Origin of the sequence: Corynebacterium sp. MSK310 (assembly GCF_030227355.1) — a bacterium.
Taxonomy (GTDB): Bacteria; Actinomycetota; Actinomycetes; order Mycobacteriales; family Mycobacteriaceae; genus Corynebacterium; species Corynebacterium rhinophilum.
Genome location: NZ_JASPFZ010000019.1, coordinates 1 through 26,663 on the forward strand (window position 1 = coordinate 1; position 26,663 = coordinate 26,663).

Here is a 26,663-nt window from a genome sequence, read left to right on the forward strand (position 1 = left end):
ATCAATTCGAACTTTTCTGATCGCGTTGCCTTAAAGCGAAGAAGGCTGTCGCTTGTGACAAAAACTCATTATCCATCGTGGCTTCTGCCAACTCACGACGCAGACGAGCATTCTCAGCACGAAGATCCGCTTGGCTTAGCCCATCAGAAGAGCCTTAGGCGTTGACGCTCATTTTTCACCCACCGACCTAAAAGACCAGGTGTGACACCAATCTCCTTAGCCACATGAGCAATCGGGCGTTCTGACTCGATTACCAGGTTCGCGGCTTCACGTCGATACTCAGGTGTGTACTTCTTGCGCTGTTGACTCACAATGAACATCCTCTCTTACGGACACAAGATCCGCACCAATCGGGTGTCCACTAAACGAGGGTAACCTCATTGGCATCCGTGGTGGAAGTGCCTAGCTCATAATCAAGTTTCGCGATTTCAGGGTTAGCAAGAAGCTTCTTTTCAATCGCATCAATCTTGGCCTTATCAGCCGGATCTCGTCGTGCCACACTAGTCATACTGGCTTAACTCCTTATGTAGGTTGGGAACCTACACACAAACCATTAGATATTTTCGCACAATAAGTTGGCCAGCACGGGGACCTGAGCCCAGGATTCGGTATCTCAAGCTTTGGTGGAGCGTAGCCGCGTTCCACCGTGACACCCACATGAACGCCACGACTTCCGTCTGAAAATCGTCATCCCGCTTCTAGGTACGGATGAGTTCAGTCGCGTAGGAATGGTTAACGGATTTTTGCAGTAGGGCACTGCCACAAGTGTGCCTAGTTATTTCATGGAGTCCCAGAGTTGTTGAGCGCCTTCATCGTCCCAGAGCACGACATTGCCCACGACGGTGTCCTGGAACCCGCCGATGGGGACGGTTTCCGTATCCACGCCGGAGCCCATCGCAAGCGCTACGCGGGCCAGGTGCCATACGTGGTCGCCATCGCCCACGATGAAAGAGGAGGCGGTGTGGTTAATCAGGGAAATCGACCGGAAGGGGTTAATCAGCGTCGCTGGGGAAGTGATCTTGTCTAGCAGCGCCGCGAAGAATTCGCGCTGGCGCTGCACGCGGTCGAGATCGCCCATTGCGGTGGCGCGGGTGCGCACATAACCCAGCGCATCGCTTCCCTCTAGCTTCTGGCAGCCTTCCTGCAGATCGATGCCCGCCAGCGGGTCATTGATGGGCTCTGCAACGCAAATATCAACGCCGCCGACGGAATCGACCACATTGGCCAAACCACCCATGCCGATTTCGGCATAGTGATCAATGTGCAGGCCGGTATTGCCCTCCACGGTTTGCGTGAGGAGCTTTGGCCCGCCGTAGGCAAAGGCGGCGTTGATCTTATCCATGCCGAAGCCGGGTACTTCCACGTAGCTATCGCGCGGAATGGAGACCAGCTGGGCTTGGCCGGAGCGCGGGATATGCAGGAGCATGATGGTATCGGTGCGTCCCTCGCCCACATCGCCACCGGTGCCGAGCGCTTGTTGGTCTTCTTCGGATAGGCCCTGGCGGGAATCGGATCCCACCAACAGCCAATTGGTGCCAGAGGTATTGGCCACCTGCTCATCCGGGAGGGCATCCACGCGGGTCAGGCGCGTATCGGCCCACAGCGCGAAGATAAGGCTGCACACCACGACGAAGAGGACAAAGATGCCGGCGCAGCCAAAGAATCGTTTGACTGGATTGGTCTTTTTCCGGCGACTGTGTGGCTTGGAATGGTGGCGGGGCGGTTGCTGCGCTTGCTGTGGCTGGTAGCGCTGTTGCAACTGCTGCGGCGATTGCGGCTGCGATCGTTGTGGTCGCCGTGGCGGCTGTTGCTGTGGCTGTTGTGGCCGCTGTGGTGGTTGCTGCGCGGAACGCTGCTGCTGGGCCCGGTACTGGCTGGGGTAGCGGGTAGGAGTTTCTTGGCGTGGGATATGCTGCTGCGGCTCGGCACGATTCGTGCGCGGCCGGCGGCGAATGGGCCGACCGTAGCGGTCCTTGAGGGGACGGCCATCGGCCCCAAGGACGAACTCACTGGATGAGCTATCGCCAGCGCGGCGCGCCTCCCGATGCGGATCTCGTCCTGATTCAGTCATGCGCTATACCTTACAAGGCGCCGGCCAATTCCCCCGCTTTCTCCGCGAGCAAGCCACACTTAAAGTACAGAAAGGCCGAAGGAATAGCCGAGGAAAGCGATGGCATCGATAAGAAAGTGCGCGATGATAAGCGGCCACACGCGGCCGGTGCGGTGATAGTAGTAGCCGTAGATTATGCCCATGATGATATTGCCAAAGCCGGCCGATACCCCCTGGTACAGGTGATATGAACCGCGCAGGATGGAACTTGCCGCCAAGGCGGCCGGCAGCGACCAGCGCGCCTGGCGCAGCCTGGTCATCAGCCACATGACCACCACGGTCTCTTCTGCAAAGGCATTGGCGGCGGCCTTGATGAGGGATACCGGGATTTCTAACCACGCATTGTCGAAGTCACCGGGGATGACCTCTTTGCTCCAGCCAAACTGCACCGCGACGAAATACAAAACGAGGCCTGGGATGCCAATGAGCGCGGCTAGTCCCGCGCCGTGCAACCAATCAGAGGCGCGGTAGGCGGCGGGTTTAATGTGGTCTTGTGCCAGCAGGAAAAGTGCCAGCGCACCATAGGCAAAAAGGACCGCCGCCGAGCACAATTGCAGGCCCAAATCCACCCACGCCAGGCTGGATTGGCTGGAGTTGAGTGTGACGGATTGCTCATTGAGCAACTGCGGGGCGGCCAGTGAATTGATAAGCCGCAGCACCGCCCGGACCCCGGAAATACCAAAGGTCAGGGTCAGGACGATGAGTAGCTCGGCGCGGAGGTTCTTGGTCATGGGTGCAGGATGTGGGCGAGGCCTAAAAGTTGGGCATCGGAAAGCGTAATGCCTCCCACATGCACGCCGACGGGCGGGTGCGCGGGGATGGCCCAAGGAACGGAAATGGCGGGCAATTGGGCCATATTAAACAGCGAGGCCCAGGGGGACCAGCGCGTTTGGGCGTCGAAATTCTCCGCGTGCGGAAGGGACAGGAAATGCCCCCGCGGCGGGGGATCCGCGGTGAGCATGGGCGTGATAATGGCATCGACCCGCCACTGCTGCGCCAAGAGCTCCGGAAGGTGGCGGACATGGCGCTGCGCGGCGCTTAGCTCGGCGGCGGTTACGGTAGCGCCTTGCTGGGCCACCCAAGCCGCGTAGCCTTCTGCCTGCGGCAGCCCCACAAATCTGGAGGTAAAAATCTCGCGGAAGTGCGCAAATGTGGCCGCTGCCTGCCGATACGGCGCAATGGGGACGACCTCGAACCCCGCGGCGCGCAGCCGATCTGCGGCCTCGCGTGCCGCCCGCAGATGGTGGGCCTCCACCCGGGTCGCGGCAAAAAGCGGCTCCAGTAAGAGCCCAATGCGGGCGCGCGGGGTGATCATGCGGTGGCCGTGCAGGAACGCATTATCGGCCACGGTGCGGGTAATAAACCCCTCCGTGCCGAGGTTGCTGCCCGCAGGCTTAAACCCCACGACCCCGCAGGCCGCGGCGGGAACGCGAATAGAACCGCCGCCATCGCTGGCCTGGGCCGCGCGCACGAGGCCGCGGGCTACCTGGACGGCCGCGCCGCCAGAAGATCCGCCCGGGGTGCGGCCTGGATAAAGGGGATTATCGGGGTGGGGAAGATCCACAGGCTCCGTATCGACGCGCAAGCCCAACTCCGGGGTGGAGGACTTGCCAATGAACGTCGCGCCCTGCTTTTCCAATGTCGCGATGAACGGCTCGCTGACCGCGGGATAGTACGTGCGCTTGGCATTGCCCAAAGTGGTGGGCATGCCCGCGACATCGTTGAGATCCTTTGCAGATAGGACCCACTCGCGCAGCCCGCCGGTGCGGGTAGGCGCGCGTTGCAGATCCAGGTAGGTAAAACCGTGCTCTGCGGGGCTCATGCCCTGCACCTCTGCGCGCAGTCGTTCTATGGAAAAGTCCATGGCGCACCAGTCTAGTGGGCTAAGGTGACGGGCATGACTACAACCATCGCTTTCTTAGGCCCCGCCGGTACGTTCACGGAGGCCGCCGTGCACAAATTCGCCGCCGAGTGGGAAGCACGCGGGGAGACCGTAGAGACCCTGCCGGTGGACTCGCCATCGGCGGCGGTGGCGGCCGTGCGCGCTGGGCAGGCCGATTATGCCTGCGTCGCCATAGAAAACTCCGTGGATGGTGCGGTGACGACGACCTTTGATGCACTGGTAGAAGGCGATCCCGTACAGATTTACCGTGAGGTAGATATCCCCGTTACCTTCAGCATCATGACAAGGCCGGGAACGAAAGACATCACGCGCCTGAGCACGCACCCTGTGGCCTTCCAACAAATCCGCGGCTGGGTAGCAGAGAACTCACCGGGCGTGGAATTCGTGCCGGCTAGTTCGAATGCGGCGGCGGCGCAGGCCGTAGCGCGCGCCGAGGTCGACGCTGCGGCGGCGCCAGCGCGGGCGGCTGAAATCTTCGGCCTAGAAACCAGGGCGAGCGGCGTGGCTGACGTGCAGGGCGCGGCCACCCGCTTTGTGTTGGTGGGCCTGCCGGGGCGCCCGACCGCGCGCACCGGCCAGGATCGCACCAGCGTCATTTTCACCCTGCCCAACCAGCCGGGAACCCTGGTGGGGGCCCTGCAAGATTTTGCCTACCGTGGGGTGGATCTCTCCCGGATTGAGTCACGGCCGACGCGCCAAACCTTTGGTAACTACCGCTTCTATGTGGACTTGATTGGGCATATTGATGACCAGCCGGTTGCTGAGGCCCTGCGCGCGGTGTGGTTGCGGGCGGAGGAACTGCGCTTTTTGGGCTCCTGGCCCACCGCGACGCCCGCCGGCCACCCACCGCGGGACCTGGCAGAGGCGGATGCCTGGGTGGCGAGGGCGCGCAGGGGTCAATAATCTGGACGCATGACTGGAAGAATCATCCTGCTGCGCCATGGCCAAACCCATTCCAACGTCTCCCGGCTGCTTGATACCCGGCCGCCGGGCGCGGAGCTTACGGATCTGGGGCGCAACCAGGCCACGGAGGTGGGCCGGGAGCTAGCGGGTTTTGTGGGCGAGCGCGAGGTCGAATTCAAGTGCTCGATTGCGCTGCGGGCGCAGCAGACCGCCACCTTGGCGGCGCGCGCCTTTGAACAGGAGCGGGGCCTGCCACGCTTTTCCATTCCCATCGATGTCATCCCGAATGTGCAGGAGATTTTCGCCGGCGATTGGGAGCTCGATGCCAGCGAGGCCGCCCACCGCAGCCACGATACGGCCATGCGCGGCTGGTGCTATGGCGATAGCCAGGCCGCCATGGAAGGCGGCGAGCGGCTTCAGGACGTGCTTTCGCGTTTCCAGCCCGCGTTGGAAGAGATCGCGGCGCAGCTTGCCGATGACCGCGATGTCATCCTCGTCAGCCACGGCGCCGCCATCCGGGTGGTAACCAAGCACGCCACCGGCGCGGATGCGGACTTTGCCTATACCGGCTATATGCCCAATTGCCGCTTTACCGTGATGGAGCCGCGTGGCAAGAAATTCGGCGAATGGACGCTTACCCGCTGGGCCGATATCGATCTCTAACCCCAGCCCAGCTGGTGCAGCTCGTGTTCTTCCATGCCAAAGTAATGGCCTAGCTCGTGGAAGACCGTGACCTTGACCTGCTCGGCCAAGTCTTCTTCTGATGTGCTCCAGCGCTGCAGCGTGTTTCGGTAGATGAAGATCGCATCGGGCAAATACCCGGTGTGGTCGAAGGTGCGCTGGGGTAGGGCCACGCCCTCATAGAGCCCCAGCAAGGTGGGATCATCGGGGTTTTCCTCTTCCACCATGATCACTAGGTTGCGCATCTTGCGCACGAATTCATCGGGCACCTGATCGAGGGCGTCATTGACCATCTCCTCGAAGCGCTCTTCCGAAACGGAATACATTTACGGTGCCGGCTTATTATCGCGAATCGGGTTGCGCTCTGGGCGGTCCTCCGGCGGGTTGCCATCGATGGATAGCGCTTGGCGGCCACCGGTGGCGGTGCCAGTGATGGAGGAAAAGCCGCCATCATCGCGGGCGTGGACGAGCGAGCAGTTCACGGACTTGGTACCGCCATTCCAGGACTCTTCAGACACGGTTCCCCAGAACGGCTGCAACGTGGATTGGTAGAGCTGCTCCTCCCCACCCAGGTAGTCCTCGGCGGCGGCCGTGCAGGTATCCGAGAGGAATTTATCCATCTCCTTGCCATCCGGGTACGCGTCGGGGAATTTCTTGCCCAAGTCGATGACGGATACTGTCTCCAACTGGTGTGGCTGGCCGCAGTCCACGACGTGCGGTACCTGCTGATCATCGATGGCCAAGCACTCGCCCGGCTTAGCCAGATTGGCCTGCTCGGAGGCCTCGACATTGCCGGTGGTCAACTGTGGTACGCCGTGATCATCGGTGGTTTGTAGGCCGCACAGCAGGGTGCGGTCACCGTTATTCCACGCGGATTCCGGCGGCAGGATGGAGGCAATATCGTATTTGCCGTGCGGATCCCACTTGCTGTGCAGGTAGCTCACCGTGGCGGATTCACAGAGCTCATCGCGCAGCTGGTGCTGGCGGGTAAGCGCGGGCCGCGAGGCATCTGGGCCGAATTCACTGGTGGGGTAGACGCTGAGATCCTCCACGGTGGAGACCTCGAAGCGGTGCTGCTCGGAGCATTCCACCTCTTTGAAGGAAGCGGCAGAACCATCCTCGTTGATATCCCACGTCACGCAGGATCCGGCGGAAGCGGAGGTAAAAGGCTCCGTTTTGGGATCGGAAGATCCCGAGCCATCCGCACCGCCCTCAGCGGACTGCCCGGAAGAGGCCGTATTATCGGACCCGTTGGAGCCGTGGTTGCTGACAATGCCGTAGATGCCCATGAAAACGGCCGCCGCGATTGCTGAGATCAAGGCAATCTGGACGGCCACAGCGGAACGCCACGCAGGTGATTTCTTCATAAGGCCCATTATCTTACCCCTTAAGCAGGGTCTTTTCTAGATTGAGGTATCCCGGGAAACGCGGGTATTCAGGTGGTACCTATCGGTGCGGTAGACCGAGGAACACCATTCCACGGGCTTATCCTCCGAACGCGAGCAGCGCACGATGTGCAGCAGTGGGGAACCCACGGGGACATCGAGAAGCGGCGCAATCTCCTCATTGGCGGCAATGGCGGATACGGTCTGGTCCGCGTCCGTGATGGGGACACCAAATGTCTTATCCAAAATCGAGTACACCGAGTTATAGGTGTCATTTTCCAGCAGGCTCGGCGCAAAGGTGGAGTTGTACCAGCCGTCATCGATGGAATAAGGCTCGCCATCGCCCAAGCGCAGCCGGCGCAAATGAATCTGTTCCTCTGTGGCAGGGGTGCCAAAGAAGTTGGTGGCCGCCTCCGGTGCGCTAGCGCGGCCGCTGTTGAGAATCTTGGAGGAGGCCACCACGTCCTGGGCGCTCATTTCATCGGAAAAGGAGGCCAGGTGCAGGCGCGATACCAAGGGGTTGGGGGCAACGAACGTGCCCTTTCCGCGCACGCGGCGCAATTTACCGGCGGCAACGAGATCCCCGATGGCTCGGCGCACCGTAATGCGGGAGACACCGTAGGTCTCTTCCAGGAGCCTCTCACCAGGGAGGATATCACCGGGTTTGAGGGTGGTATTACATAATTCCTCCAGAATATCGTGCAATTGTGCGTGCTTGGGGGTAGGGCCATCGCTAATCTCGCGGGCCGGCAATTCTAAGGAGGACATGATTCCATAATAATTCGCTGGTTATTACCACGGCAAGGCAAAGGCAGTGCGCTAGAATCAGTTCCGTGATTGATCTCAAGCTACTCCGTGAAAACCCAGACGTTGTCCGCGCCTCTCAGGTCACCCGTGGGGAAGACCCCTCGCTCGTGGATCAGCTCCTCGCAGCCGATGAGAAGCGTCGCTCTGCCATCCAGAAGGCAGACGAGGTGCGTTCCCAGCAGAAATCCCTGGGTAAGAAGATTGGTCAGGCCTCCCCAGATGAGCGCCCAGCGTTGCTGGAAGGCGCAGATGAGCTGAAAGCCAAGGTAAAAGAGGCAGAAGAGGCTCGGTCCGCGGCTGAGGCCACGGTGGAAGAGCTGCAGTACAAGATCGATAATGTCGTCGAAGGCGCGCCCGCCGGCGGCGAAGATGACTTTGTTCTCGTTGAAGAAGTAGGCGAGATCCCGCACTTCGATTTCGAGCCAAAGGACCACCTTGAGCTCGGCGAGTCCCTGGGGCTCATTGACGTCAAGCGCGGTGCGAAGGTCGGCGGTGCTCGCTTCTACTACCTCACCGGCGATGGCGCCTTTTTGCAGCTCGGCATGCTGATGTTGGCGGCGCAGAAGGCACGGGAAGCCGGCTTCCAGCTGATGATCCCGCCGGTTCTGGTGCGCCCAGAGATCATGGCCGGAACGGGCTTTTTGGGCCAGCACTCCGATGAGATCTACTACCTCCCGGCCGATGATCGCTACCTCGTGGGCACCTCCGAGGTAGCCTTGGCCGGCTACCACAAGGATGAGATCATCGATCTGTCCAATGGCCCCCTGCAATACGCGGGCTGGTCCTCCTGCTTCCGCCGTGAGGCCGGTTCCCACGGCAAGGACACCCGCGGCATCCTGCGCGTGCACCAATTCGACAAGCTAGAAATGTTTGTCTACTGCAAGCCGGAAGATGCCGAGGACATGCACCAAAAGCTCCTCGCTATGGAAAAGGAAATGCTGGCTGCGATGGAATTGCCGTACCGCACCATCGATATCGCCGGCGGTGACTTGGGCTCTTCTGCTGCCCGCAAATTCGACAACGAGGCGTGGGTGCCAACCCAGGGCACCTACCGCGAGCTGACCTCTACCTCCAATTGCACGACCTTCCAGGCCCGCCGCCTATCTACCCGTTACCGCGATGAGAACGGGAAAACGCAGGTAGCCGCCACTTTGAACGGTACCCTGGCCACCACCCGTTGGATCGTGGCGATTTTGGAAAACCACCAACAAGCCGATGGCTCCGTCGTTGTTCCAGAGGCCCTGCGCCCATTCGTGGGCAAGGATGTTCTCACGCCGCAGTAGCCTGCGGAGCAAACCCAAAGGAGCACCATGAACGCTGCGACGAATTTCTTGTACCGCCAGATCACCCACATTGGGCGCGGCCTCACCTTGGCCCAAGGCCTGCAGATGCGTCTGTCAGGGGAAGAAAATATTCCCGATGACGGCGGCGCCGTCCTCGTGTGCAATCACACCGGGTATATGGATTTTCTCTTCGGTGCGTTCATTGCCTATCGCAAAAAGCGTCTAGTGCGTTTTCTGGCTAAGGCCAGCATCTTTAGTGCCCCGGGCGTGGGCGCCCTGCTGCGTGCCATGGGGCACGTGCCGGTAGATCGCATCGATGGCAAAGAGTCCTTGCGCAAGGCGGTGGAGCTTGCCGAAGCCGGCGAGCTCGTCGGCGTCTTTTCTGAAGGCACGATTTCCCGCAGCTTTGAAATCCGCAGCATGAAAACCGGCGCATCCCGCATCGCTTTTGAAGCCGGCGTGCCGGTTGTACCGCAGGTGATATTTGGTTCGCAGCGCCTGTGGACAAAGGGCCACAAGAAGAACTTGGGACGCACCAAGACTCCGGTCTTTATCGCCGCGCTCGAGCCGTATTATCCCACCGGGGATCCAGAAGCCGATACCGCAGAAATCCGCCGCCGCATGCAGGCGGCCCTGGAGGGACTCTGGGAGGATTACGAGGCGGAGTTCGGACCCATGCCCGCCGGCGAATATTGGGTGCCCGCGCGCAAGGGCGGTTCCGCCCCGGCGCTGGAAGAGGCCGAGGCGCGCGATGCGGAGGTGGAAACGGAGCGGCACCGGGTGCGTCGTTTGCGCGATGACTTGGTAGGGCTCAAAGAGCGCGTTTCCGTTTCCTCCGTTGAACTCGTACGCAACCACATGGCCTCTGCCAAAGGCAAGGAAGCCCAGGAAATACACGAAGGCGACGAGGCACAGGAAAAGAAGCACATCGCGGCCGATACCTTGGAGTGGGTCAAAACCAATCTCAATGCCGTGGTGGAAGAGGCGACCCGTGGCTTGGATGAAGGCAGGGATAAGGTCGCCGATGTCATGGCGCAATTGAAGACCGATGTGGCGCAGGCCCAGGCCTCAATTGCCGCAAGCAGCAAGGAGATCTGGGAAGGATCCGTGGTAGAGCAAGGATTGCTCGCCGCGGCGACCCAATCGCGCCTGATCGTTTCCCGCCTGCCGCACCGGCTCAAGGCCCAGTTTTCTGACATCCCGCGCGTAGTAGTGGCGCATCAAAGCACGCTGAACTGGGAAGATGGTGCCCTGACCCCGCGGTTGAAGGCGGCGCTAGAAGGCATCTACCCCGCGGCGGAGGTACTCATCGTGGTGTCGTGCGATGCGGATCTCGATGTCCCGCAGGCGGTGTGGCATATCCAGCTTGATGAACAGGCCGAAAAGCCGCTGGTGGACAAGGAAGCGATGAAGGTCACCTCGGCCACGGCCGCCGCCGGCGTGGACTGCATCCTAGATGATTTGGACGCCAAGCCGAGCGAGACATTGATCTTTGGTAATGAGCCAGGGGATGAAGAATTTTTGAATCACATCCCGGTCGTTGCCCTAGAGACCGCACCCATCGAGGTGGTCAAGGAGGCGCAGGCAGTGACCTATTCCGCCGAGCGCGCAGGTATGTCCGAGGTTCTGGAAGCGATGGCCCGGCTACAAAAAGATTAGCCGCGTGCAAACGTTGACGTTGCCACCCCCGCGAGGGGGTGGTTTTCTTTTTGAATGACTAAGCAAAGGGCGGAAATTGACTGCTTACGGGGCCGGAAGTTACGTGTGAGAAACCTCTAGTGAATGTTTACCCGGTGACCTCTAGCATAGGAGATAGGAGATATTGGCTCTTCTTTTTAGAGTGCAATAGTCGCCATCATGAATCATCCAAAACTTGCTTTTAGCTGTGCTTACGCCATCTCATTCATTGTTTGTCGGAGCAAGCACACATGAGCACCAAGGAAGGAGATGCGGTCTCTAATGACCCAGCAAAGCAATCAATCCTTTAACCCCGAATATTTTGAAAATGTGTGGAATGGCTACGCGGATGAGGACTACGATGTGGTCATCATCGGTGGTGGCTCCGTAGGTGCCGGCGCGGCACTGGATGCAGCGACCCGCGGTTTGAAGACCGCAGTGCTGGAGTCCCGCGACTTCGCCGCAGGTACCTCTTCCCGCTCTTCCAAGATGTTCCATGGTGGCCTGCGCTACCTTGCAATGTTTGACTTCCGCCTCGTGGCAGAGTCCCTGAAGGAACGCGAGCTCAACATGTCTACGTTGGCTCCCCACCTAGTCAAGCCGCTGAAGTTCATCTTCCCGCTCACCCACCACGTATGGGAACGCGTCATGATGTTCGGTGGCTTTACCCTTTATGACCTCATGGGTGGCGCAAAGAGCGTGCCGATGCAAAAGCACCTCACCCGCAAGGGCGCCCTTAAGGTCACCCCGGGTCTGAAGGAAGACGCCATCGTCGGCGGTGTGCGCTACTACGACACCCTGGTGGACGATGCCCGTCACACCATGACCGTGCTGCGCAGCGCCGCTGAGTACGGCGCCGATGTGCGCACCAATACCGAAGTTATCGGCTTTGACAAGGACCGCGGCGGCCGCGTCGTTGGCGCTAAGGTCCGTGATACCGCCACCGGCCGCGAGACCACCGTGCGCGGTAAGGTCTTCATCAATGCCACCGGCGTCTGGAACGACAAGATCCAGGAGCTGGCCGGTGTGGAAGGCAAGTTCACCGTTCACGCTTCCAAGGGCGTGCACATCGTCGTGCCAAAGGATGCCCTGGATGCAGAAGCAGCACTGTGCTTCGTGACCGAAAAGTCCGTCCTCTTCGTCATTCCATGGGGCGATTACTGGATCATCGGTACCACCGATACCGACTGGGAAAAGGGCCTATCCCTGCCGGATCCCGCCCCCACCAAGGCGGATATTGACTACATCCTGGATGAGGTCAACCAGCGCGTGCGCCGCCAGATCACCCGTGATGACATCGTCGGTGTCTACTCCGGCCTGCGCCCGCTGCTATCCGGTAAGTCCGATTCCACCACCAACCTGTCCCGCAACCACGCCGTGGCTCGCGTAGCTCCGGGTATGGTTTCCGTTGCCGGTGGTAAGTACACCACCTACCGCGTCATCGGTAAGGATGCAGTTGACCTGGCCGTGGAAGAACTCGGCGGCAAGGTGCCGGAATCCATCACCGAGCACACCCCGATCCTGGGTGCTGCCGGCTACCACGCACTGGCCAACCAGATTCCTACCTTGGCCCGCCGCTACAACCTGAGCGAGGACTTCATCGAGCACTTGCTCGGCCGCTACGGTTCGCTTTTGGGTGAGGTTCTGGCTCCTGCGCAGGATGACGAGTCCTTGCTCGAGCCCGTTCTTGGCGCAGAGACCTACCTCTGGGCTGAGGTGCGCTACGCCGTCACCCATGAGGGCGCGCTGCACTTGGACGATATCTTGACCCGTCGCCTCCGCGTTGCCATCGAATTCGGTGACCGTGGCGTCAACGCAGCTCCCGCTGTTGCGGACTTCGTTGCTCCGCTGCTGGATTGGAGCGAGGAAGACAAGCAGCTCGAGGTGGATACCTTCACCAAGCACACCGAGGCAGAGCTGGCCGCTGAGGCAGCTGTAACTGACCGCGAAGCTAACGACATTCTGGTCCGCGCTGGCTCCGCTCGTCCGACCGAGACTCAAGGATAAGGGGAGACACTTATGGCTGGATCTGATGCATTTTTGTGGGAGTTTATCGGCACCACGCTGCTGCTGCTTCTTGGTAATGGCGTGTGCGCGCTGGTAAACCTCCGCACCTCGGGCGCTCGTGGCTCCGACTGGATTGTTATTGCCTTGGGCTGGGGCATGGGCGTCTTCGTCGGCGCCAGCGTCGCCGACCCCTCCGGCGGTCACTTGAACCCTGCGGTAACGCTCATGCTCGCACTCAATGGTTCGCTCGAATGGAACTTGGTTCCGTTCTACGCGCTGGGCCAAATCCTGGGCGCTATGTTCGGTGCCTTCCTGGCCTGGGCCGCATTCAAGCAGCTCTTCGATGCGAATAACTACGACGAAGAGGGCAATGTCACCGGTGCCAATTCTGAAACCGCCGGTATCTTCTTCACGGCTCCTGCTCACCCGCACAATGGCTGGAATACGGTGACCGAGTTCATCGCTACTACCGTATTGTTGATGTTCATCGCCTTCGGCCCTGCCGGCGGCGAGCTGGGACCGCTGAGCTACTTCGGTGTGGCGTTCGTTGTTGTCGCCGTCGGCCTGTCCCTGGGTACGCCTACGGGATACGCCATCAACCCGGTTCGTGACTTGGGTCCACGCTTGATGTACGCCTTCGTTCTACCCATTAAGGACAAGGGCAGCGCTAACTGGGGCTATGCTTGGGTGCCGATTGTTGGCCCACTGCTTTCGGCCGTCGCCGTTGGTCTACTGTCCATTGCGCTTTAATCCAACCCCTATACAGGAGAAATTAGACACATGAGTGATAAGAAATACGTCGCAGCTATTGACCAGGGAACCACGTCAACCCGCTGCATCATCTTCAACCACGATGGCGATCAGGTATCCGTGGGCCAGCTCGAGCACGAGCAGATCTTCCCAGAAAAGGGTTGGGTAGAACACGACCCGCAGGAGATCTGGAGCAACACCCGCCGCGCCGTGGGGGAGGCTTTGGCCAATGGCGATATAACAGTAGAAGATATCGACTCCGTCGGTATCACCAACCAGCGCGAAACCACCGTTGTGTGGGATAAGAACACTGGCGAGCCCGTCTACAACGCCATCGTCTGGCAGGACACCCGCACCTCCGCTATCTGTAAGGAATTGGCTGGTGAAGAGGGCCCAGATAAGTGGCGCCGCCGCACCGGCCTGCTGATCAACTCCTATCCTGCCGGCCCGAAGGTTAAGTGGATCCTCGACAATGTCGATGGCGTCCGCGAGCGCGCCGAAAAGGGCGACCTGCTCTTCGGCACCATTGACTCCTGGCTGCTGTGGAACCTGACCGGCGGTGCCGAGGGAGACGGCGACAAGGAAGCGCTGCACGCAACAGACGTGACCAACGCTTCGCGTACGCTCCTCATGGACATCGAAAAGCTGGAGTGGGACGAAGAGCTGTGTAAGGAAATGGGCATTCCGATGTCCATGCTGCCGGAGATCCGCCCGTCCCTGGGTGATTTCCGCACCGTCCGCGAGCGCGGTTCCCTCGCTGGCGTTCCCATTCGCGCCATCCTGGGTGACCAGCAGTCCGCTATGTTCGGCCAAGGCTGCTTCCGCGCGGGTTCGGCCAAGAACACCTACGGCACCGGCCTCTTCCTGCTGCTGAACACCGGTACCACCCCGAAGTTCTCTGAAAACGGCCTGCTGACCACCGTCTGTTTCCAGCGCGAGGGCGAGCGCCCCGTATACGCCCTGGAAGGCTCCGTGTCTATGGGTGGCTCCTTGGTGCAGTGGCTGCGCGATAACCTGCAGCTCATTCCTAATTCCTCTGCCATCGAGAACTTGGCGCGGGAGACCAAGGATAACGGCGGCGTTTACATCGTCCCGGCATTCTCTGGTCTCTTCGCCCCGCACTGGCGTTCCGATGCCCGCGGCGTCATCGTGGGCCTGACCCGCTTTGCCAACCGTGGACACTTGGCTCGCGCCGTCCTCGAGGCAACCGCTTACCAGACCCGCGATGTGGCAGATGCCATGGTGGCGGACTCCGGCGTGGAAATCACCGAGCTGCGCGTGGATGGTGGCATGACCACCAACGAGCTGCTCATGCAGTTCCAGGCTGACATCTTGGGCGTGGAGGTACACCGCCCGAAGAACATTGAGACCACCGCGACCGGCGCCGCTGTCGCTGCCGGTTTGGACAATGGCTTCTGGGAAGACCTCAGCATTCTGGATACCCAGCGCGGTGACCTCACCGTATTCAAGCCCAAGATGGAGCAAGAAGAGGTGGATTACCTCTACGGTGAATGGAAGCGCGCTATCAAGCGTTCCTTGAACTGGGAAGACTCCGATGAGGATGAGTTGGACTTTTAAGTCCTGAAGTAAACTCGCGGGTATGGATACTCTCCCTACCCGGGCCCCTCGGCTCATCGCGAGTGATATTGACGGCACCCTGCTGGACCGCAATCATCGCGTCCCGCGTCGCAACCGCGACGCAGTGGCGCGGGCGGTGCAGCAGGGTGCTTATTTTGCTTTGTCCACCGGCAGGCCTTTTCGCTGGATAGAACCGGTCCTGGAGCAGCTTACGGTGCGCCCGGTATGCGTGACCTCAAATGGGGCGGTGCTCTATGATTCCGCAGAGGACCGCGTGCTATCGGCGCGGGAGCTTTATCCAGACGCGCTAGAAGAGGTGGTGACGGTAGCGCAGCGCGTCCTCGGCACGGTTGGCTTTGGCGCAGAGCGGGCGGGCGGTTCGCTTGCCGATGCCCCCGATCAGCTCTTCGTGGTCGACCCTCACTACTCCGAAAATGCCCTCTTTGAGGGCTTTGGTGTGGTCAGCGTGGGCGAGCTGGTGGCGCAGCCGGTGGTCAAGCTGCTTATCCGGAATACGGATTATTCCGCACCGGAACTCTACGACTTGATTGCTCCCCATATTGATCCGGAGCTGGCGCATATTACTTATTCCATGCAGGAGGGTGTATTAGAGGTCGCGGCCCCTAATGTCACCAAGCGCCGGGGTGTGGAGTGGTTGGCCAACCAGCATGGGATAGCGCAGGAAGAGACCATTGCTTTTGGGGATATGCCCAACGATATTGAGATGCTCACCTGGGCCGGCTGCGGGGTGGCAATGGAAAACGCCCTCCCGGCAGTGAAGGCGGCCGCTGATGCGGTCACCGTGGCCAACCACCAGGCGGGCGTGGCAAAGGTATTGGAGCGCTGGTTCTAACCCGCTCCACGGGGAGGTTAGTCGGTGTAAATGTCTACCTTTTCGGTATCCATGTTGTAGACAATCTCGCCGCCCTGGAACTGAACGCGGATTTCCTTGCCGTCTTTCATCTCGTTTGTGGTGGGCAGGCCGAGCTTGGAAGCGTTATCGCCTTCCGCCCACTTCTTGGCAATCTCTCCGGTCAGGGCCTTTGCCTCGGAGTCCTCGGAGGAGAGGACCACACCGTTTTTGAAGAGCTGGTACATAATCTTGCCGGAATCGGTGGTGTCCGGTCCGCCAACGGCGAGACCCAAGACGGGACCAAAGGCGTTCAGGACGGAGGTCCAGGATTCTTTGAGGCCTTCGTTATTAGAAAGCTGCACAACCTTGTTGACGATATTCGGAATATCGCCAGCGGTCAGGTCACCGGCAAGCTTCTTATCAGCATCCGGCTGTGCCACGCGGTCATTGGCAACCAAGACGCCGAATACGGCGGCGGCGATGCCTGCCAAGGCCTGGATGGTCGATACCGGAATGTCCACCCCGCCGATGGAGGAGGTGGCCTCGCCCGGGGTGGAATGACCGCCGTTACTCGATGGCGACTTCTTATCCCAGTTCATTGCAGCAGAGTTACCGCCAGCCTTAACCGCGTTGTACTTCTGCTTGGTGTTATCGCGGATCTGCTGCCAGTTCTGCGTGGTGTAGCGACCCGGGCACTGGGTGTAGTGGAAATCATTGTGTCCACTGAATGCGGGTACCGTAGCCTGCGCGCCGGCTGGAAAGCGGGATCCGCCAAAGCCACCAGAGGTCAGGGTAGCGGTGCCCGTGGGATCGATGCCGGAGATCGCGGCCTTCCACCCGGCAATTTCTGCCACCGAGTTCAGCATCTTTTCTGACGGTTCTTCATTTTCGTAGTTGCCAATCATGGAGATGCCCCAGTTGTGGGAGTTGAAGCCACCAACGTGTGCGCCCTGGACGGCCTTGTCGAGACCGCCGTAGCGGCCTTCGTAGATGGTGCCGAACTTATCCACGAGCACGTTGTATCCAATATCGCACCAGCCCAGGTTCTGAGCGTGGTATTCATAGGCAGCGCGAACCTGCGCGGCGGCCTGTGCCGGGGTGTAGTTATTGGAGCCCGCGGTGTGGTGCAGCGTCATCGCCTTGATGCCGTCATCGTAGGTGGGCTGCTGGCAGCGCTTAGATTCATCGGCGCCCCATCCGGAGCGGGACACTACCTTTGGCATGCCATCGGTGGCGGCAGTAGATTCGATGGCTTGGCCTTCTTGGGCATTGCCGTCCATAAAGACGGCATCCAGGTCCGACACGGTGGTGCGGTCGGTGTTGTTTTCATCAGCTACTGGGGCGATATTGCCGACGTTATAGGGCTGCGCGGCGGCGCGGTTGGCATCCGCAGCACCGGTTGCTTTATCGGGCAACTCAGCATCGTCATCCAGGTTGGAACCGGTTACGAGGTCCACATTGGCCATGGATACCTGTACATCGTTGGTATCGCCCACGTAAATAAGCTCGGTACCGTTCTTGCCATCGCCGTAGTTCATGGCATCCATATCGAACCATTCGCTCCAGGAGCCGTCCTCCTGCTTGGAGCGGACGAAGGAGTGCACGTCGCGCTTGCCCTCCCAGGTCACGGCGAACATGTTGAACGCCTCGTCGCGGTGGAAGTGCTTGACGGCACGCGGGCCCTCGCCATCGCCTTGCGCTGCCACGGCGGGATCATCAACGACGACGGAGTCGGCGTTGCTAAAGCTTTCAGAGGCGTTTTTAACCTCGATGGGTCCGCCAGAACCAGAGTCCTGGGTTTTAAGGACCTGCTGGCCGCCGAATGCGGCCGCCATGACGAGGGCAATGGAGGAAACCGTCGCGATGACGGGTGTGGTCCACGTTGACCTCGTGGGAACTAGTCGACGTCGTTGCTTCACTCTATTCTCCCTGGGTTGAGTAAGTGCCGGTGTAGCTGTAAAAACGGTTGCCAAAAGTTAACAGTTGATAGTGATGCTACGAGTGTGACAGCTGTGAATCTTGTTGCGACACGCCGATGACCCGTGTTCCCCGCTGGAGTGCAATAAAGTGGAAGCCATGACTTCTTATGACCTCATCGTTGTTGGTTCCGGATTCTTTGGCCTGACCGTTGCGGAAAGGGCCGCTAGCCAGCTGGGAAAGAAGGTGCTCATTGTTGAGCGCCGCGAGCACCTGGGTGGCAATGCCTACTCCGAGGCGGAGCCCACTACCGGAATTGAAGTGCACAAATACGGCGCGCACCTCTTCCACACCTCTAATAAGCGCGTGTGGGAGTACTGCAACCAGTTCACTGATTTTACTGACTACCAGCACCGCGTCTTTGCCATGCACGATGGCACCGCCTACCAATTCCCCATGGGGCTGGGGCTTATCAACCAATTCTTTGGCCGTTACTACTCGCCCGATGAGGCCCGCGAATTGATCAAGGACCAGGCCGGCGAATTCTCTGCGGATGAGGCCAAGAACCTGGAGGAAAAGGCCATCGCGCTCATTGGCCGCCCGCTCTATGAGGCGTTCATCCGGGACTACACCGCCAAGCAGTGGCAGACCGACCCTAGGGAACTGCCAGCCAGCAATATCACCCGCCTGCCGGTGCGTTACACCTTCAATAACCGCTACTTCAACGACACCTATGAAGGCCTGCCCGTCGATGGCTATGCGGCGTGGTTAGAAAACATGGCGGATCATGAAAACATCGAGGTCCGCCTGGATACCGATTGGTTCGATGTCCGCGAGGATCTGCGCGCCGAGTCCCCGGATGCTCCCGTTATCTACACCGGCCCGCTGGACCGTTACTTTGACTTCGCCGAAGGCGAGCTCGGCTGGCGCACTTTGGACTTCGACCTCGAGGTCCTCGATACCGGTGACTTCCAGGGCACCCCGGTGATGAACTACAACGATGCTGATGTGGACTTCACCCGCATCCACGAGTTCCGCCACTTCCACCCGGAGCGCAAGGACCGTTATCCCTCCGATAAGACGGTCATCATGAAGGAGTACTCGCGCTTTGCCGATAAGGGCGATGAGCCGTATTACCCCATCAATACCCCGGAGGATCGCTCCAAGCTGGAGGCATATCGCAAACTAGCCGCCCAAGAAGCCAAGGAGAACAAGGTGTTATTCGGCGGCCGCCTGGGCACTTACCAGTACTTGGATATGCACATGGCCATCGGCGCTGCGCTGTCCCTATTCGATAACAAGCTCGTACCCTTCTGGAACGAGGGCAAGGCCATCCAGCAAGAGCGCGGACACTAAGAGCTGCTAATTCGCCCTGGGCACGCTATGCTTAGTCACCTGACAGGTTAGGAGGTGACGGCATGGCTCAACGCAAGAAATACACCAAGCCCGGGCACGCGGACCGCAGCATGTGGAAGATGTCCCCGGAGCGGCTCCAGGAGCATTTGAAACTGCGCAGCCGCGCAACGCGCATTCCCGATAAGAAAAAGCAGCAAGCAAAGAAGGCCTGCCGGAACATCCGGCGGGCCTTTCCGCTACTTAACCCCGCAATTATGAGTGCTCGCATTGCTCAATAGATGCAGCACTGGAAAGTATTTTTATGGTGTTCATTCAGCCTGAAGCCCAAAAATTCCTCGACTTAAACAAGGATGCCCCACAGCTAGATACGCGTAGCCCGGAAGAAAACCGTGCCGCCCAGCTGAAAACGGCAGCGGCGTGGGGCAAGAAAACCCGGATGGCGTCTGTGTATGAGACCTCGGTGCGCGGTGTCACGGTGCGGGTTTATATACCGGAGGAGCGGGAGCTTTCCGATGCCCAGCCGGCAGGGCCCGCCTTCATCTTCTTCCACGGAGGCGGCTGGGTGCTGGGGGATTTAGAGACCACGGATACAACCGTGCGGGATATTGCCGCAGAATCGGGAATTATGTGTATCAGTGTGCACTATCGTCGTGCACCGGAACACCCCTTCCCGGCACCGTTGGATGATTGCCGGGCGGTAGTAGACGGGGTGCTACAAGGAGAATTGGGGGTTGGTGTCGATCCAGCCCGCGTTGCCGTGGGCGGTGACAGCGCCGGCGGCAATATCGCAGCGGTCATCGCACAAGAACTGCGCGATCAGCTGGCGCATCAGGTGCTGATTTATCCCGTCATGGATTTATCCACCTTTGATACGCAATCCCACTCGGACTTTAGCGGCGGCTACTACCTCACTCGACGGCGCCTTAACTATTTTTATGATTCTTATGCGGGCACTGCAGACCGCACGGATATCCGTATGTCACCCGGCAGGAATGGCGAACTGGCGGGGCTACCCCCAGCGACAGTGATCACCGGTGAACTCGATGCGTTGGTCTCTGAGGTAAGTGACTACGCTGAGCGAATGCTCAATGCGGGCAATGTAGTGAGTTCTATCGAATTTAAGGGTCAAGTCCATCCGTTCGTCCAGATGGGCGGGATTATTTCGGATGCGTTGATTGCGCGCACCATTATTGGCAGCGAATTAAAGCGTGCGCTGCGAGCCCAAGGCTAAAGGCCGCGATCTGCCGGAGCTAATAGAAAGCTCGGCGTGAACACCCAACACTCAACACGAACACTCAACACAACACTGCACATGTTGAGTGTTGTGTTGAGTGTTATGTGTAGTGTTATGTGTAATGCTCGGCTGAAGGTGAGAGGCAAACGGGGAAACGATGGACCTAGAAGAAATTGAGCAGATTGTTCACAATTTGCGTGCCATAGGCAAAGACACCAGCACGGTTGAAGCAAAAGCAGCTGGTGGAGGCCTGCCCAAGAAGATAACGCGGTCGGTGTCTGCTTTTGCCAACGGAAAAGGTGGAACGATCATCTTCGGCCTCGATGAGGAGTCGGGGTTTCTTCCCGTCGAAGGCTTCCAAGCCGAGTCCATAGCCAAAGCATTTGTGGAGGCATGCGCGGAGAAATTGACCCCTGCTATCCGTGCCGATGTAGAAATTGGTGCTGTCGATGGCGCGCCGGTAGTAGTTGCGGAAATTCCCGAGCTTGCGCCTTTTGATAAACCGTGCTGGGTTACTGCGCAATCTAAATATAACGGGAGCTACATTCGCGAGCACGATGAAGACCGGCCTTTGAAGCCCTATGAAATCGATCGTCTCGAAGAAAATAAGATGCAGCCCTCGTGGGATCTGGAGGTCGTGGAGGCGGCTACTATTGCAGACCTCGATCGGGACATCGTCCAGCAAATCCTAGAGCGCGAACGTAGCCTGCGGCCTGGGATTTTTGGCAAGTTCTCTGATGAAAGGGCATTGAAAGCCCTGCATCTTACCGGCGTAGGAGAGGATGGGGAAGTTCATCCGACCTTGGCTGGCTTATTAGTAGCCGGCATTTATCCGCAAGAATTTTTCCCGCGGCTCAACGTAACTTTTACTGCTTATGCGGGAACGGCCAAGACCTCGACCAAAGGTCAAAGATTTGTTGATAACGCGAGTTTTGTAGGCCCGATTCCGGAATTGGTGCCAGCGGTGGTTTTCGCGGTTGAGAAAAATATGCGGGTAGGCGGCGTGGTCGATGGAGCGTTCCGAGAAGACTTGCCGGATTATCCTCCAGTAGCGGTCAGGGAAGCGGTTGCTAATGCGCTCATGCACAGGGACTATTCTCCTCAGGCTAGAGGGACACAGGTTCAGGTTGATATGTACGCTGACCGGCTAGAAATCATTAATCCGGGTGGCCTTTTTGGAATGGTGAACGTCAATAACCTTGGGAATCCAGGCATGACAAGTGCGAGGAATCAGCACCTGTCTAAGCTATTGGAAGTAACGGCGATTTCCGGAGGGTCTGGGTACGTGGCGGAAAACCGTGGAACTGGATACATTGAGATTCTTGATCAGCTGCAAAAGACACTCCTTCCTCCGCCGAAGCCGGCGGATTCGTTGACCACGTTTACGTTAACTTTTGAACGGCGTGAAATGACTTTGCCGGAGCGGAGTGCGTCTATACACGGCGGTTCTAGTGAACGGATTATGGAGTATTTGGCCCAGCATCAGTCTGCGAATAGCCGTGAGCTTGCGGCGGCTGCCGGGATTTCTGTAGGTGGGGTGCGCAGAATCCTGAACCAATTGGTAGATAGTGGACGGATCGAGCGTACGGAGCCTTTGCGCAGCCCTAAACAGAGGTATCGATTGGTTAAATAGGCAGGCGGCTGATCATCCAACACTCAACACTCAACACGAACACTCAACACAACACTGCACATGTTGAGTGTTGTGTTGAGTGTTATGTGCAGTGTTCGCCTGCACCCGCGGGGCTAAAACCCCGCCACCACCAGTTTTGCCAGCTTGCGGCCGCCGGGTGCGGTGGCGGGGTGATGGAACCGTGTGGTGTGTGTATGGAGCTGACGGGGCTAATGCCGTGCAGTGAATTGATGAACCACAGGGGATATTCCGCAGCGAGTGCCGGGGTCAACGGGCGCTGCGCGGTGGAAATCCTCAAGTCTTTGCAGCGGTCCAGGACCTGGCGCAGGGTCACGCTGGGCAAGCGCACTCCGGTAGGAAGCAGGAACGTGTCGCCGTCCCAGGCGATGAGCGCGCCAGTGGTCGTTTCCGCGATGGCGCCGTGGGCATCGACAATCGCGGTGTCATCGGTGCCACTTTCCTGATACTGGCTGCGGTAAGCAGCCAGGGCGGGCAGGTCCGGACCTTTGACTAGGGGCTGTACGCGGGGATCGGGGGCCTTAACGTAAGTAAGGCGCGTGTGGGCGCGCGGCGCCGGGGCGGGCCGGATATCGAGGTAAAGCTCACCGGCTATGAGCGCGATGCGGGGGAAGAGCTCGCCGCCTGAAAGTAGCTCCAGCATGGCGGGGACGAAGCCGGCGGGCAAGGTCCCGGCGGCGGATTCGAAGCGCTCCAAGTGCAGGTGGAGGCCGTGCGTGCGGCCTGCCGAATGCCGCCAGGAATCGGCCACGGTGCAGGGGTCGGCCGGTGGGGTGCAGGGGATAAAGGCGCCGTCGCGCCAGATATAGGAGCTCATGACCACGCCCCTAGGACCGATTGGGCTTTGAGGTTCCTTTCGGCCAGCTCGGCTGCGGGATCGGAGTCGAGGACGATGGCCCCGCCGGCGCCAACAGTGACCTCGGAACCCGCGCGCACCGCAGTGCGGATCACCACGCTGAAATCCGCCTCGCCGGAATAGCCGAGGTAGCCCACGATTCCGGAATACACGCCGCGGGGTCCTGCCTCGAGGGCATCGATGATCTCGCAGGTGCGCAGCTTCGGCGCGCCGGTCATGGAGCCGGGCGGGAAAGCAGCGCGGATGGCATCGAGCGCGGTGGCGCCGGGGCGCAACTGGCCGGTGATTGTGGAGACCAGCTGGTGCACGGTGGCGTAGCTTTCCACGTTCATCAGCCCCGGAACGCGCACGGTGCCGGGCTCGCACACGCGGGATAAATCGTTGCGCAAAAGGTCTACGATCATGAGGTTTTCGGCGCGGGTCTTGGGGTCATCGCGAAGCAGCGCGGGGTCTTGGTGGGCCGGAATGGTGCCCTTGATGGGCTTAGCCTCGACGCGGTTATCGCGCACGCTGAGGAAGCGCTCGGGCGAAGCGCTGCAGATTTCCACGCCGTTAAAGACCAGATGCGCCGCGTACGGTGCCGGGTTGTGCCGGCGCAGCGCCGCATAAATATCGCCGGTCGCCTGCGCGGAATAGGTATCGGTCAGGCACACCTCGTAGCTTTCCCCGGCGTGCAAGAGCTCTTGGGCGCGCTGGATCCGGGCCAGGTAGTCGGTGGTGCGCCAGGCACCCGCGCTTGCCGATGCCCCCTCGCTTCCCACCTGCCCACCTTCCAGGGCTTCCTCCAGCCGGTCGAGCAGGCCCTGCGCGCCGTCGCCGTCGAGGCAGCACAGGTGCGCTACTTGCCGGTGGTGATCATAGACGAGGAAGGACTGCGGCCGGATGAAGTAGGCATCGGGATAAGGCGAGCGGTGGCGCAGTTGGATGGGCAGGGTAAGCTGCGCGCATTCGTAGCCGAGGTAGCCGACCACCCCGCCGGTAAATGGCAGATCCGGCGCGTCAAAGACCTGCGTGGATAGCTCACGCTCGAGGGTGGTGAGGATATCGGGGGCATCGCCAAGCCGGTAGCGAAAGGAGCGGCTAAGCGGGCCGGTAGCATCGCCAAGAATGCTATAGCGCCCGCGCGCATCGGCGGAATCGAGGAAGAAGGCATCGTTGCCGTCTGCCTGCAGCGCCGCGAAGACGCTGGGGCAGTCAATCGCGCCGGGGACCTCGCGGTGGAGGAGGCGAAAACCGCCGAGGAAATTGCGCAGCAGGGTCGCGCCGTGCTGTGTCAGCACCGATTCGGGGTGGAATTGCACGCCCCAATGAGGCAGGCCATCGACCTTGAGGGCCTGGACGGTGCCGTCCTCGCTGCGGGCATGCACGGTGATGCCGGGGGCAGGTTCAATGTGCAGCGAGTGATAGCGCACCACCTGAAAGTCCTGCGGGATGGTGGCAAAAATTCCCTCGCCGGAATGGCTAATGGTGGAGACAAAGCCGTGGCGCGGTTCGGGCGCGCGGCTTATGCGGGCACCGGCGAGCATCGCCAAGCCTTGGTGGCCAAGGCAGACGCCGAGCAGGGGAATCCGCGCTGCGGCGGCTGCCTCGATAACGTGCCGGGACATGCCAAAGTCGTTTTCTTCCTCCGGGGTTCCTGGACCAGGGGAGATAACCACGTGGCTGAACTCGCCGACGCGCACGCGATCTGGAATGTTGGCGGCCTCGCCCGCGGGAACGACGAGCGGCTCGGTTCCGGAGACCTCTGCGATGAGGTGGGCGAGGTTAAACGTGTACGAGTCGTAATTATCAATGAGCAGGATCATCAAAGGCAGAGTCTATAGCCCAGTGCGCCCCACGCGTAACTTGCTCCACGCGTGCCTTAACTACTGGGTTATGACCAACCAATTGACGTATGTCACACCGCGTTGTAAAGTTAACTTTAAGTTAACAACAAGCAAACGGGGAAAGAATCCAGGAAAGGGGATAACAATGAACCAGTTTGAAACCCTCCGTCACGACCTGCACACCAAGTACGGTCACGGATATACCCGTGCTGAAATCGATGCGAAGTTGGACGAGGTCATCGCCAAGCACACCGCTAGCGCCGGGCTCGTGGAATTCATCCCCGTGCTGGTAGAGCGCGAGGTGCGCGAGTTCTTCGGTGCCCACCGGATCCACGTTCGCTTCGCCGCGGGCAATAACCACGCCCTGGCCAAGGCCGCCGCGGACCTCACCAAAAAGCACGCGGGGGAGGCGCTCTACGTCGATACCGCCGCCGCACACCCGGAAAATGACGGCAATGACCACCTGGCTCACGTCATGAGCGAGCGCGGCATGGGCCAAGCGCCCAAGAAATACCTTGAAGAGGTGCGGACCGTGGCCATGCCGGACTACATCGTTTACCTGGGCCGCGAGGTCGAGCGCGATGAAGCCGGCAAGGACATCAAGATCTGGGACATCGCCCCGGCTGAGGCCGTTGAGCAGGCCCGCGAGCTTGCCGATGACCTAGAGGCCCGCGTCTACTACATGCTGAACAAGCTGGGCATCGACCCGGTAACTGAATCCGTGCGCGTCTAGCCTAAGGCAGGGCGAAAGCAAAAAGGGCTGAGGGAAACCTCAGCCCTTTCATCATGCATGCAGTGTACTTCCATTCCGGTGGTAGGCCAGATAGAGCGGGCGGCGCGAGCGGAAGCCCGCGGCGTCGAAGACAGGGGTTAAGTAGCAGGAGGGGATCCGGACACTTTTAAGAATATTGGGGTTGCCCGCAAATAGCGGTTGCGTCCTTTCGTGTGGTGTCGTTTTTATAGAAGAGTTGGCCTATTCAGGCGTCATTGGTTTCCGTGGTGTTGCTGGTAAGCGGCTGAATGCGACCCCTGTGGTTAAGGACAGGGCTAGTGCCATTGCCCATATTCTCTTTGAGAATGGTGTAAAGAAAATCAATTGACTTAAGTCCGCGCATTTTAGAGGGACAACCCTTATCGTAGGTAGAAATGCTACCTATATAGGTTATCGACCTATCTTGGGTTGAAATATTTGTTGGAGGTTTCGTGAAGCAATGGACTCGTAAAATTGCATCTTCGGTATTGCCCTTGTCGATTCTGGCGATTCTTTCAAAGGGAGAGTCATACGGTTATGAGATCAGAAAGATGCTCGTAAGTTTCAATCTTGGAGATTTTAAAAGCGGTACCGTGTATCCGCTTTTAACTCGGTTGGAGGAAGAAGGGCTCATTGCTTCGAGATGGGCGGAATTACATGATGATCCTCCTCGGAAAATGATTCAGATTACAGACACCGGTCGAGATGCCCTCAATGAGGGCGTCCAAGACGTGGAGTACTTACTAAGCGGCATCCGCAATGTGATGGAAGGGAAATAGCATGAGCACTCTCAATGACGAATACCTGAAAAGCTTGGCTCGGGAGCTTAGGTTAAGGTCAGTCTCCGAATCAGATATTAATCAAGAAATGCTACGAGTCATGGAAAGTGACGGTGCTGGGGTTAACTTGAGGAACGAGTTTGGAGCCGGTCAAGTCCGTTTGAGTGGGGACCTGACCCCCATTTGGTGGACACCTGATATCCAGCCCAGTCGAGCTGGGAAGAAAGGTAATCTACCACCATGTCCAGGTACTGAGAACAGTTCAAACGCGATGCCGTAGCCCTCTATGAGAACAATGAGGACCTCTCGCTGAACAAAGCATCAGCCAAGCTCGGTATCAATCGAGCCTCGCTGCA

General features: G+C 59.4%; 24 protein-coding genes and 1 pseudogene. 14 read left to right on the forward strand and 11 right to left on the reverse strand.

All coding sequences use genetic code 11. The annotated features are described in order from the left end of the window. Positions 1–143: 143 nt before the first annotated feature. The 5 genes and pseudogenes from QP891_RS11880 to QP891_RS10560 all read right to left on the reverse strand — a co-directional run bounded on the left by QP891_RS11880 (position 144) and on the right by QP891_RS10560 (position 3,974). Complete coding sequence (locus QP891_RS11880) at positions 144–320, reverse strand: transposase (protein WP_350309155.1); 177 nt, start codon at positions 318–320, stop codon at positions 144–146. A gap of 53 nt (positions 321–373) precedes the next feature. Beyond that, a pseudogene (locus QP891_RS10545) lies at positions 374–508 on the reverse strand (IS256 family transposase); the annotation flags it as partial. A gap of 267 nt (positions 509–775) precedes the next feature. After that, the gene (locus QP891_RS10550) at positions 776–2,071 is read right to left on the reverse strand and encodes an LCP family protein (protein ID WP_284771176.1); all 1,296 of its coding nucleotides are present in this window, start codon (positions 2,069–2,071) and stop codon (positions 776–778) included. Positions 2,072–2,130: 59 nt separating this feature from the next. Beyond that, the gene (locus QP891_RS10555) at positions 2,131–2,841 is read right to left on the reverse strand and encodes a CPBP family intramembrane glutamic endopeptidase (protein ID WP_284771175.1); all 711 of its coding nucleotides are present in this window, start codon (positions 2,839–2,841) and stop codon (positions 2,131–2,133) included. Further along, the gene (locus QP891_RS10560; RefSeq protein WP_284771174.1) at positions 2,838–3,974 is read right to left on the reverse strand and encodes an amidase; all 1,137 of its coding nucleotides are present in this window, start codon (positions 3,972–3,974) and stop codon (positions 2,838–2,840) included. The genes QP891_RS10555 and QP891_RS10560 overlap by 4 nt, the downstream gene beginning before the upstream one ends. A gap of 33 nt (positions 3,975–4,007) precedes the next feature. On the opposite strand from QP891_RS10560, the gene pheA reads away from it, so the two are divergent. After that, complete coding sequence (gene pheA / locus QP891_RS10565; RefSeq protein WP_284771173.1) at positions 4,008–4,916, forward strand: prephenate dehydratase; 909 nt, start codon at positions 4,008–4,010, stop codon at positions 4,914–4,916. 9 nt (positions 4,917–4,925) lie between these two features. Further along, entirely contained in the window at positions 4,926–5,579 is a 654-nt protein-coding gene (locus QP891_RS10570; protein WP_284771172.1) for a histidine phosphatase family protein, read from the forward strand. Here QP891_RS10570 and QP891_RS10575 read toward each other — a convergent pair. From QP891_RS10575 to QP891_RS10585, 3 genes are read right to left on the reverse strand one after another with little or no spacing between them, the layout of a single operon-like run. Then, a complete protein-coding gene (locus QP891_RS10575) occupies positions 5,576–5,923 on the reverse strand; it encodes a metallopeptidase family protein (protein ID WP_284771171.1) in 348 nt (115 codons plus the stop codon). The genes QP891_RS10570 and QP891_RS10575 overlap by 4 nt on opposite strands. Continuing rightward, positions 5,924–6,973 (reverse strand): septum formation family protein, encoded by a 1,050-nt coding sequence (locus QP891_RS10580; protein WP_284771170.1) that lies wholly within the window; start codon positions 6,971–6,973, stop codon positions 5,924–5,926. Positions 6,974–7,000: 27 nt separating this feature from the next. After that, positions 7,001–7,750: a GntR family transcriptional regulator gene (locus tag QP891_RS10585; protein WP_284771169.1), complete on the reverse strand. Its 750-nt coding sequence runs from the start codon at positions 7,748–7,750 to the stop codon at positions 7,001–7,003. 65 nt (positions 7,751–7,815) lie between these two features. Here QP891_RS10585 and serS point away from each other — a divergent pair, with 65 nt between their 5' ends. From serS to QP891_RS10615, 6 genes are all read left to right on the forward strand, one after another. Continuing rightward, positions 7,816–9,072, forward strand: coding sequence for a serine--tRNA ligase (gene serS, locus QP891_RS10590; RefSeq protein WP_284771168.1), 1,257 nt, complete (start codon positions 7,816–7,818; stop codon positions 9,070–9,072). Positions 9,073–9,099: 27 nt separating this feature from the next. Beyond that, a complete protein-coding gene (locus QP891_RS10595) occupies positions 9,100–10,731 on the forward strand; it encodes a lysophospholipid acyltransferase family protein (RefSeq protein ID WP_284771167.1) in 1,632 nt (543 codons plus the stop codon). A gap of 300 nt (positions 10,732–11,031) precedes the next feature. Further along, positions 11,032–12,756, forward strand: a complete 1,725-nt coding sequence (locus QP891_RS10600) for a glycerol-3-phosphate dehydrogenase/oxidase (protein WP_284771166.1) — start codon at positions 11,032–11,034, stop codon at positions 12,754–12,756. 12 nt (positions 12,757–12,768) lie between these two features. Continuing rightward, complete coding sequence (locus QP891_RS10605) at positions 12,769–13,506, forward strand: MIP/aquaporin family protein (RefSeq protein ID WP_284771165.1); 738 nt, start codon at positions 12,769–12,771, stop codon at positions 13,504–13,506. 30 nt (positions 13,507–13,536) lie between these two features. Continuing rightward, positions 13,537–15,084, forward strand: coding sequence for a glycerol kinase GlpK (glpK, locus tag QP891_RS10610; protein ID WP_284771164.1), 1,548 nt, complete (start codon positions 13,537–13,539; stop codon positions 15,082–15,084). A 22-nt stretch (positions 15,085–15,106) separates the two neighbouring features. Beyond that, positions 15,107–15,937 (forward strand): HAD family hydrolase, encoded by an 831-nt coding sequence (locus QP891_RS10615; RefSeq protein WP_284771163.1) that lies wholly within the window; start codon positions 15,107–15,109, stop codon positions 15,935–15,937. Positions 15,938–15,954: 17 nt separating this feature from the next. Here the strand turns inward: QP891_RS10615 and QP891_RS10620 are convergent, their stop codons facing one another. After that, the gene (locus tag QP891_RS10620; RefSeq protein WP_284817064.1) at positions 15,955–17,856 is read right to left on the reverse strand and encodes an N-acetylmuramoyl-L-alanine amidase; all 1,902 of its coding nucleotides are present in this window, start codon (positions 17,854–17,856) and stop codon (positions 15,955–15,957) included. Between the two features lie 157 nt (positions 17,857–18,013). Here QP891_RS10620 and glf point away from each other — a divergent pair, with 157 nt between their 5' ends. From glf to QP891_RS10640, 4 genes are all read left to right on the forward strand, one after another. Beyond that, a complete protein-coding gene (gene glf, locus QP891_RS10625; protein WP_284771161.1) occupies positions 18,014–19,210 on the forward strand; it encodes a UDP-galactopyranose mutase in 1,197 nt (398 codons plus the stop codon). Positions 19,211–19,272: 62 nt separating this feature from the next. Continuing rightward, positions 19,273–19,488 (forward strand): hypothetical protein, encoded by a 216-nt coding sequence (locus QP891_RS10630; RefSeq protein WP_284771160.1) that lies wholly within the window; start codon positions 19,273–19,275, stop codon positions 19,486–19,488. Positions 19,489–19,511: 23 nt separating this feature from the next. After that, positions 19,512–20,441 carry an alpha/beta hydrolase gene (locus tag QP891_RS10635; RefSeq protein ID WP_284771159.1) on the forward strand — a complete coding sequence of 310 codons (930 nt, stop codon included), beginning with the start codon at positions 19,512–19,514 and terminating at the stop codon, positions 20,439–20,441. Between the two features lie 160 nt (positions 20,442–20,601). Then, positions 20,602–22,077 (forward strand): ATP-binding protein, encoded by a 1,476-nt coding sequence (locus QP891_RS10640; protein ID WP_284771158.1) that lies wholly within the window; start codon positions 20,602–20,604, stop codon positions 22,075–22,077. 82 nt (positions 22,078–22,159) lie between these two features. Here QP891_RS10640 and QP891_RS10645 read toward each other — a convergent pair whose 3' ends face one another. Then, positions 22,160–22,912: an aminotransferase class IV gene (locus QP891_RS10645; protein ID WP_284771157.1), complete on the reverse strand. Its 753-nt coding sequence runs from the start codon at positions 22,910–22,912 to the stop codon at positions 22,160–22,162. Continuing rightward, positions 22,909–24,756, reverse strand: a complete 1,848-nt coding sequence (locus QP891_RS10650) for a chorismate-binding protein (RefSeq protein ID WP_284771156.1) — start codon at positions 24,754–24,756, stop codon at positions 22,909–22,911. Before QP891_RS10650 ends, QP891_RS10645 begins: the two co-directional genes overlap by 4 nt. Before the next feature lie 166 nt (positions 24,757–24,922). Here QP891_RS10650 and QP891_RS10655 point away from each other — a divergent pair, with 166 nt between their 5' ends. Both QP891_RS10655 and QP891_RS10660 read left to right on the forward strand, forming a co-directional pair. Continuing rightward, entirely contained in the window at positions 24,923–25,510 is a 588-nt protein-coding gene (locus QP891_RS10655) for a three-helix bundle dimerization domain-containing protein (RefSeq protein ID WP_284771155.1), read from the forward strand. A gap of 470 nt (positions 25,511–25,980) precedes the next feature. Next, positions 25,981–26,307 carry a PadR family transcriptional regulator gene (locus QP891_RS10660; protein ID WP_284771154.1) on the forward strand — a complete coding sequence of 109 codons (327 nt, stop codon included), beginning with the start codon at positions 25,981–25,983 and terminating at the stop codon, positions 26,305–26,307. The last annotated feature ends 356 nt before the right edge of the window (positions 26,308–26,663 follow it).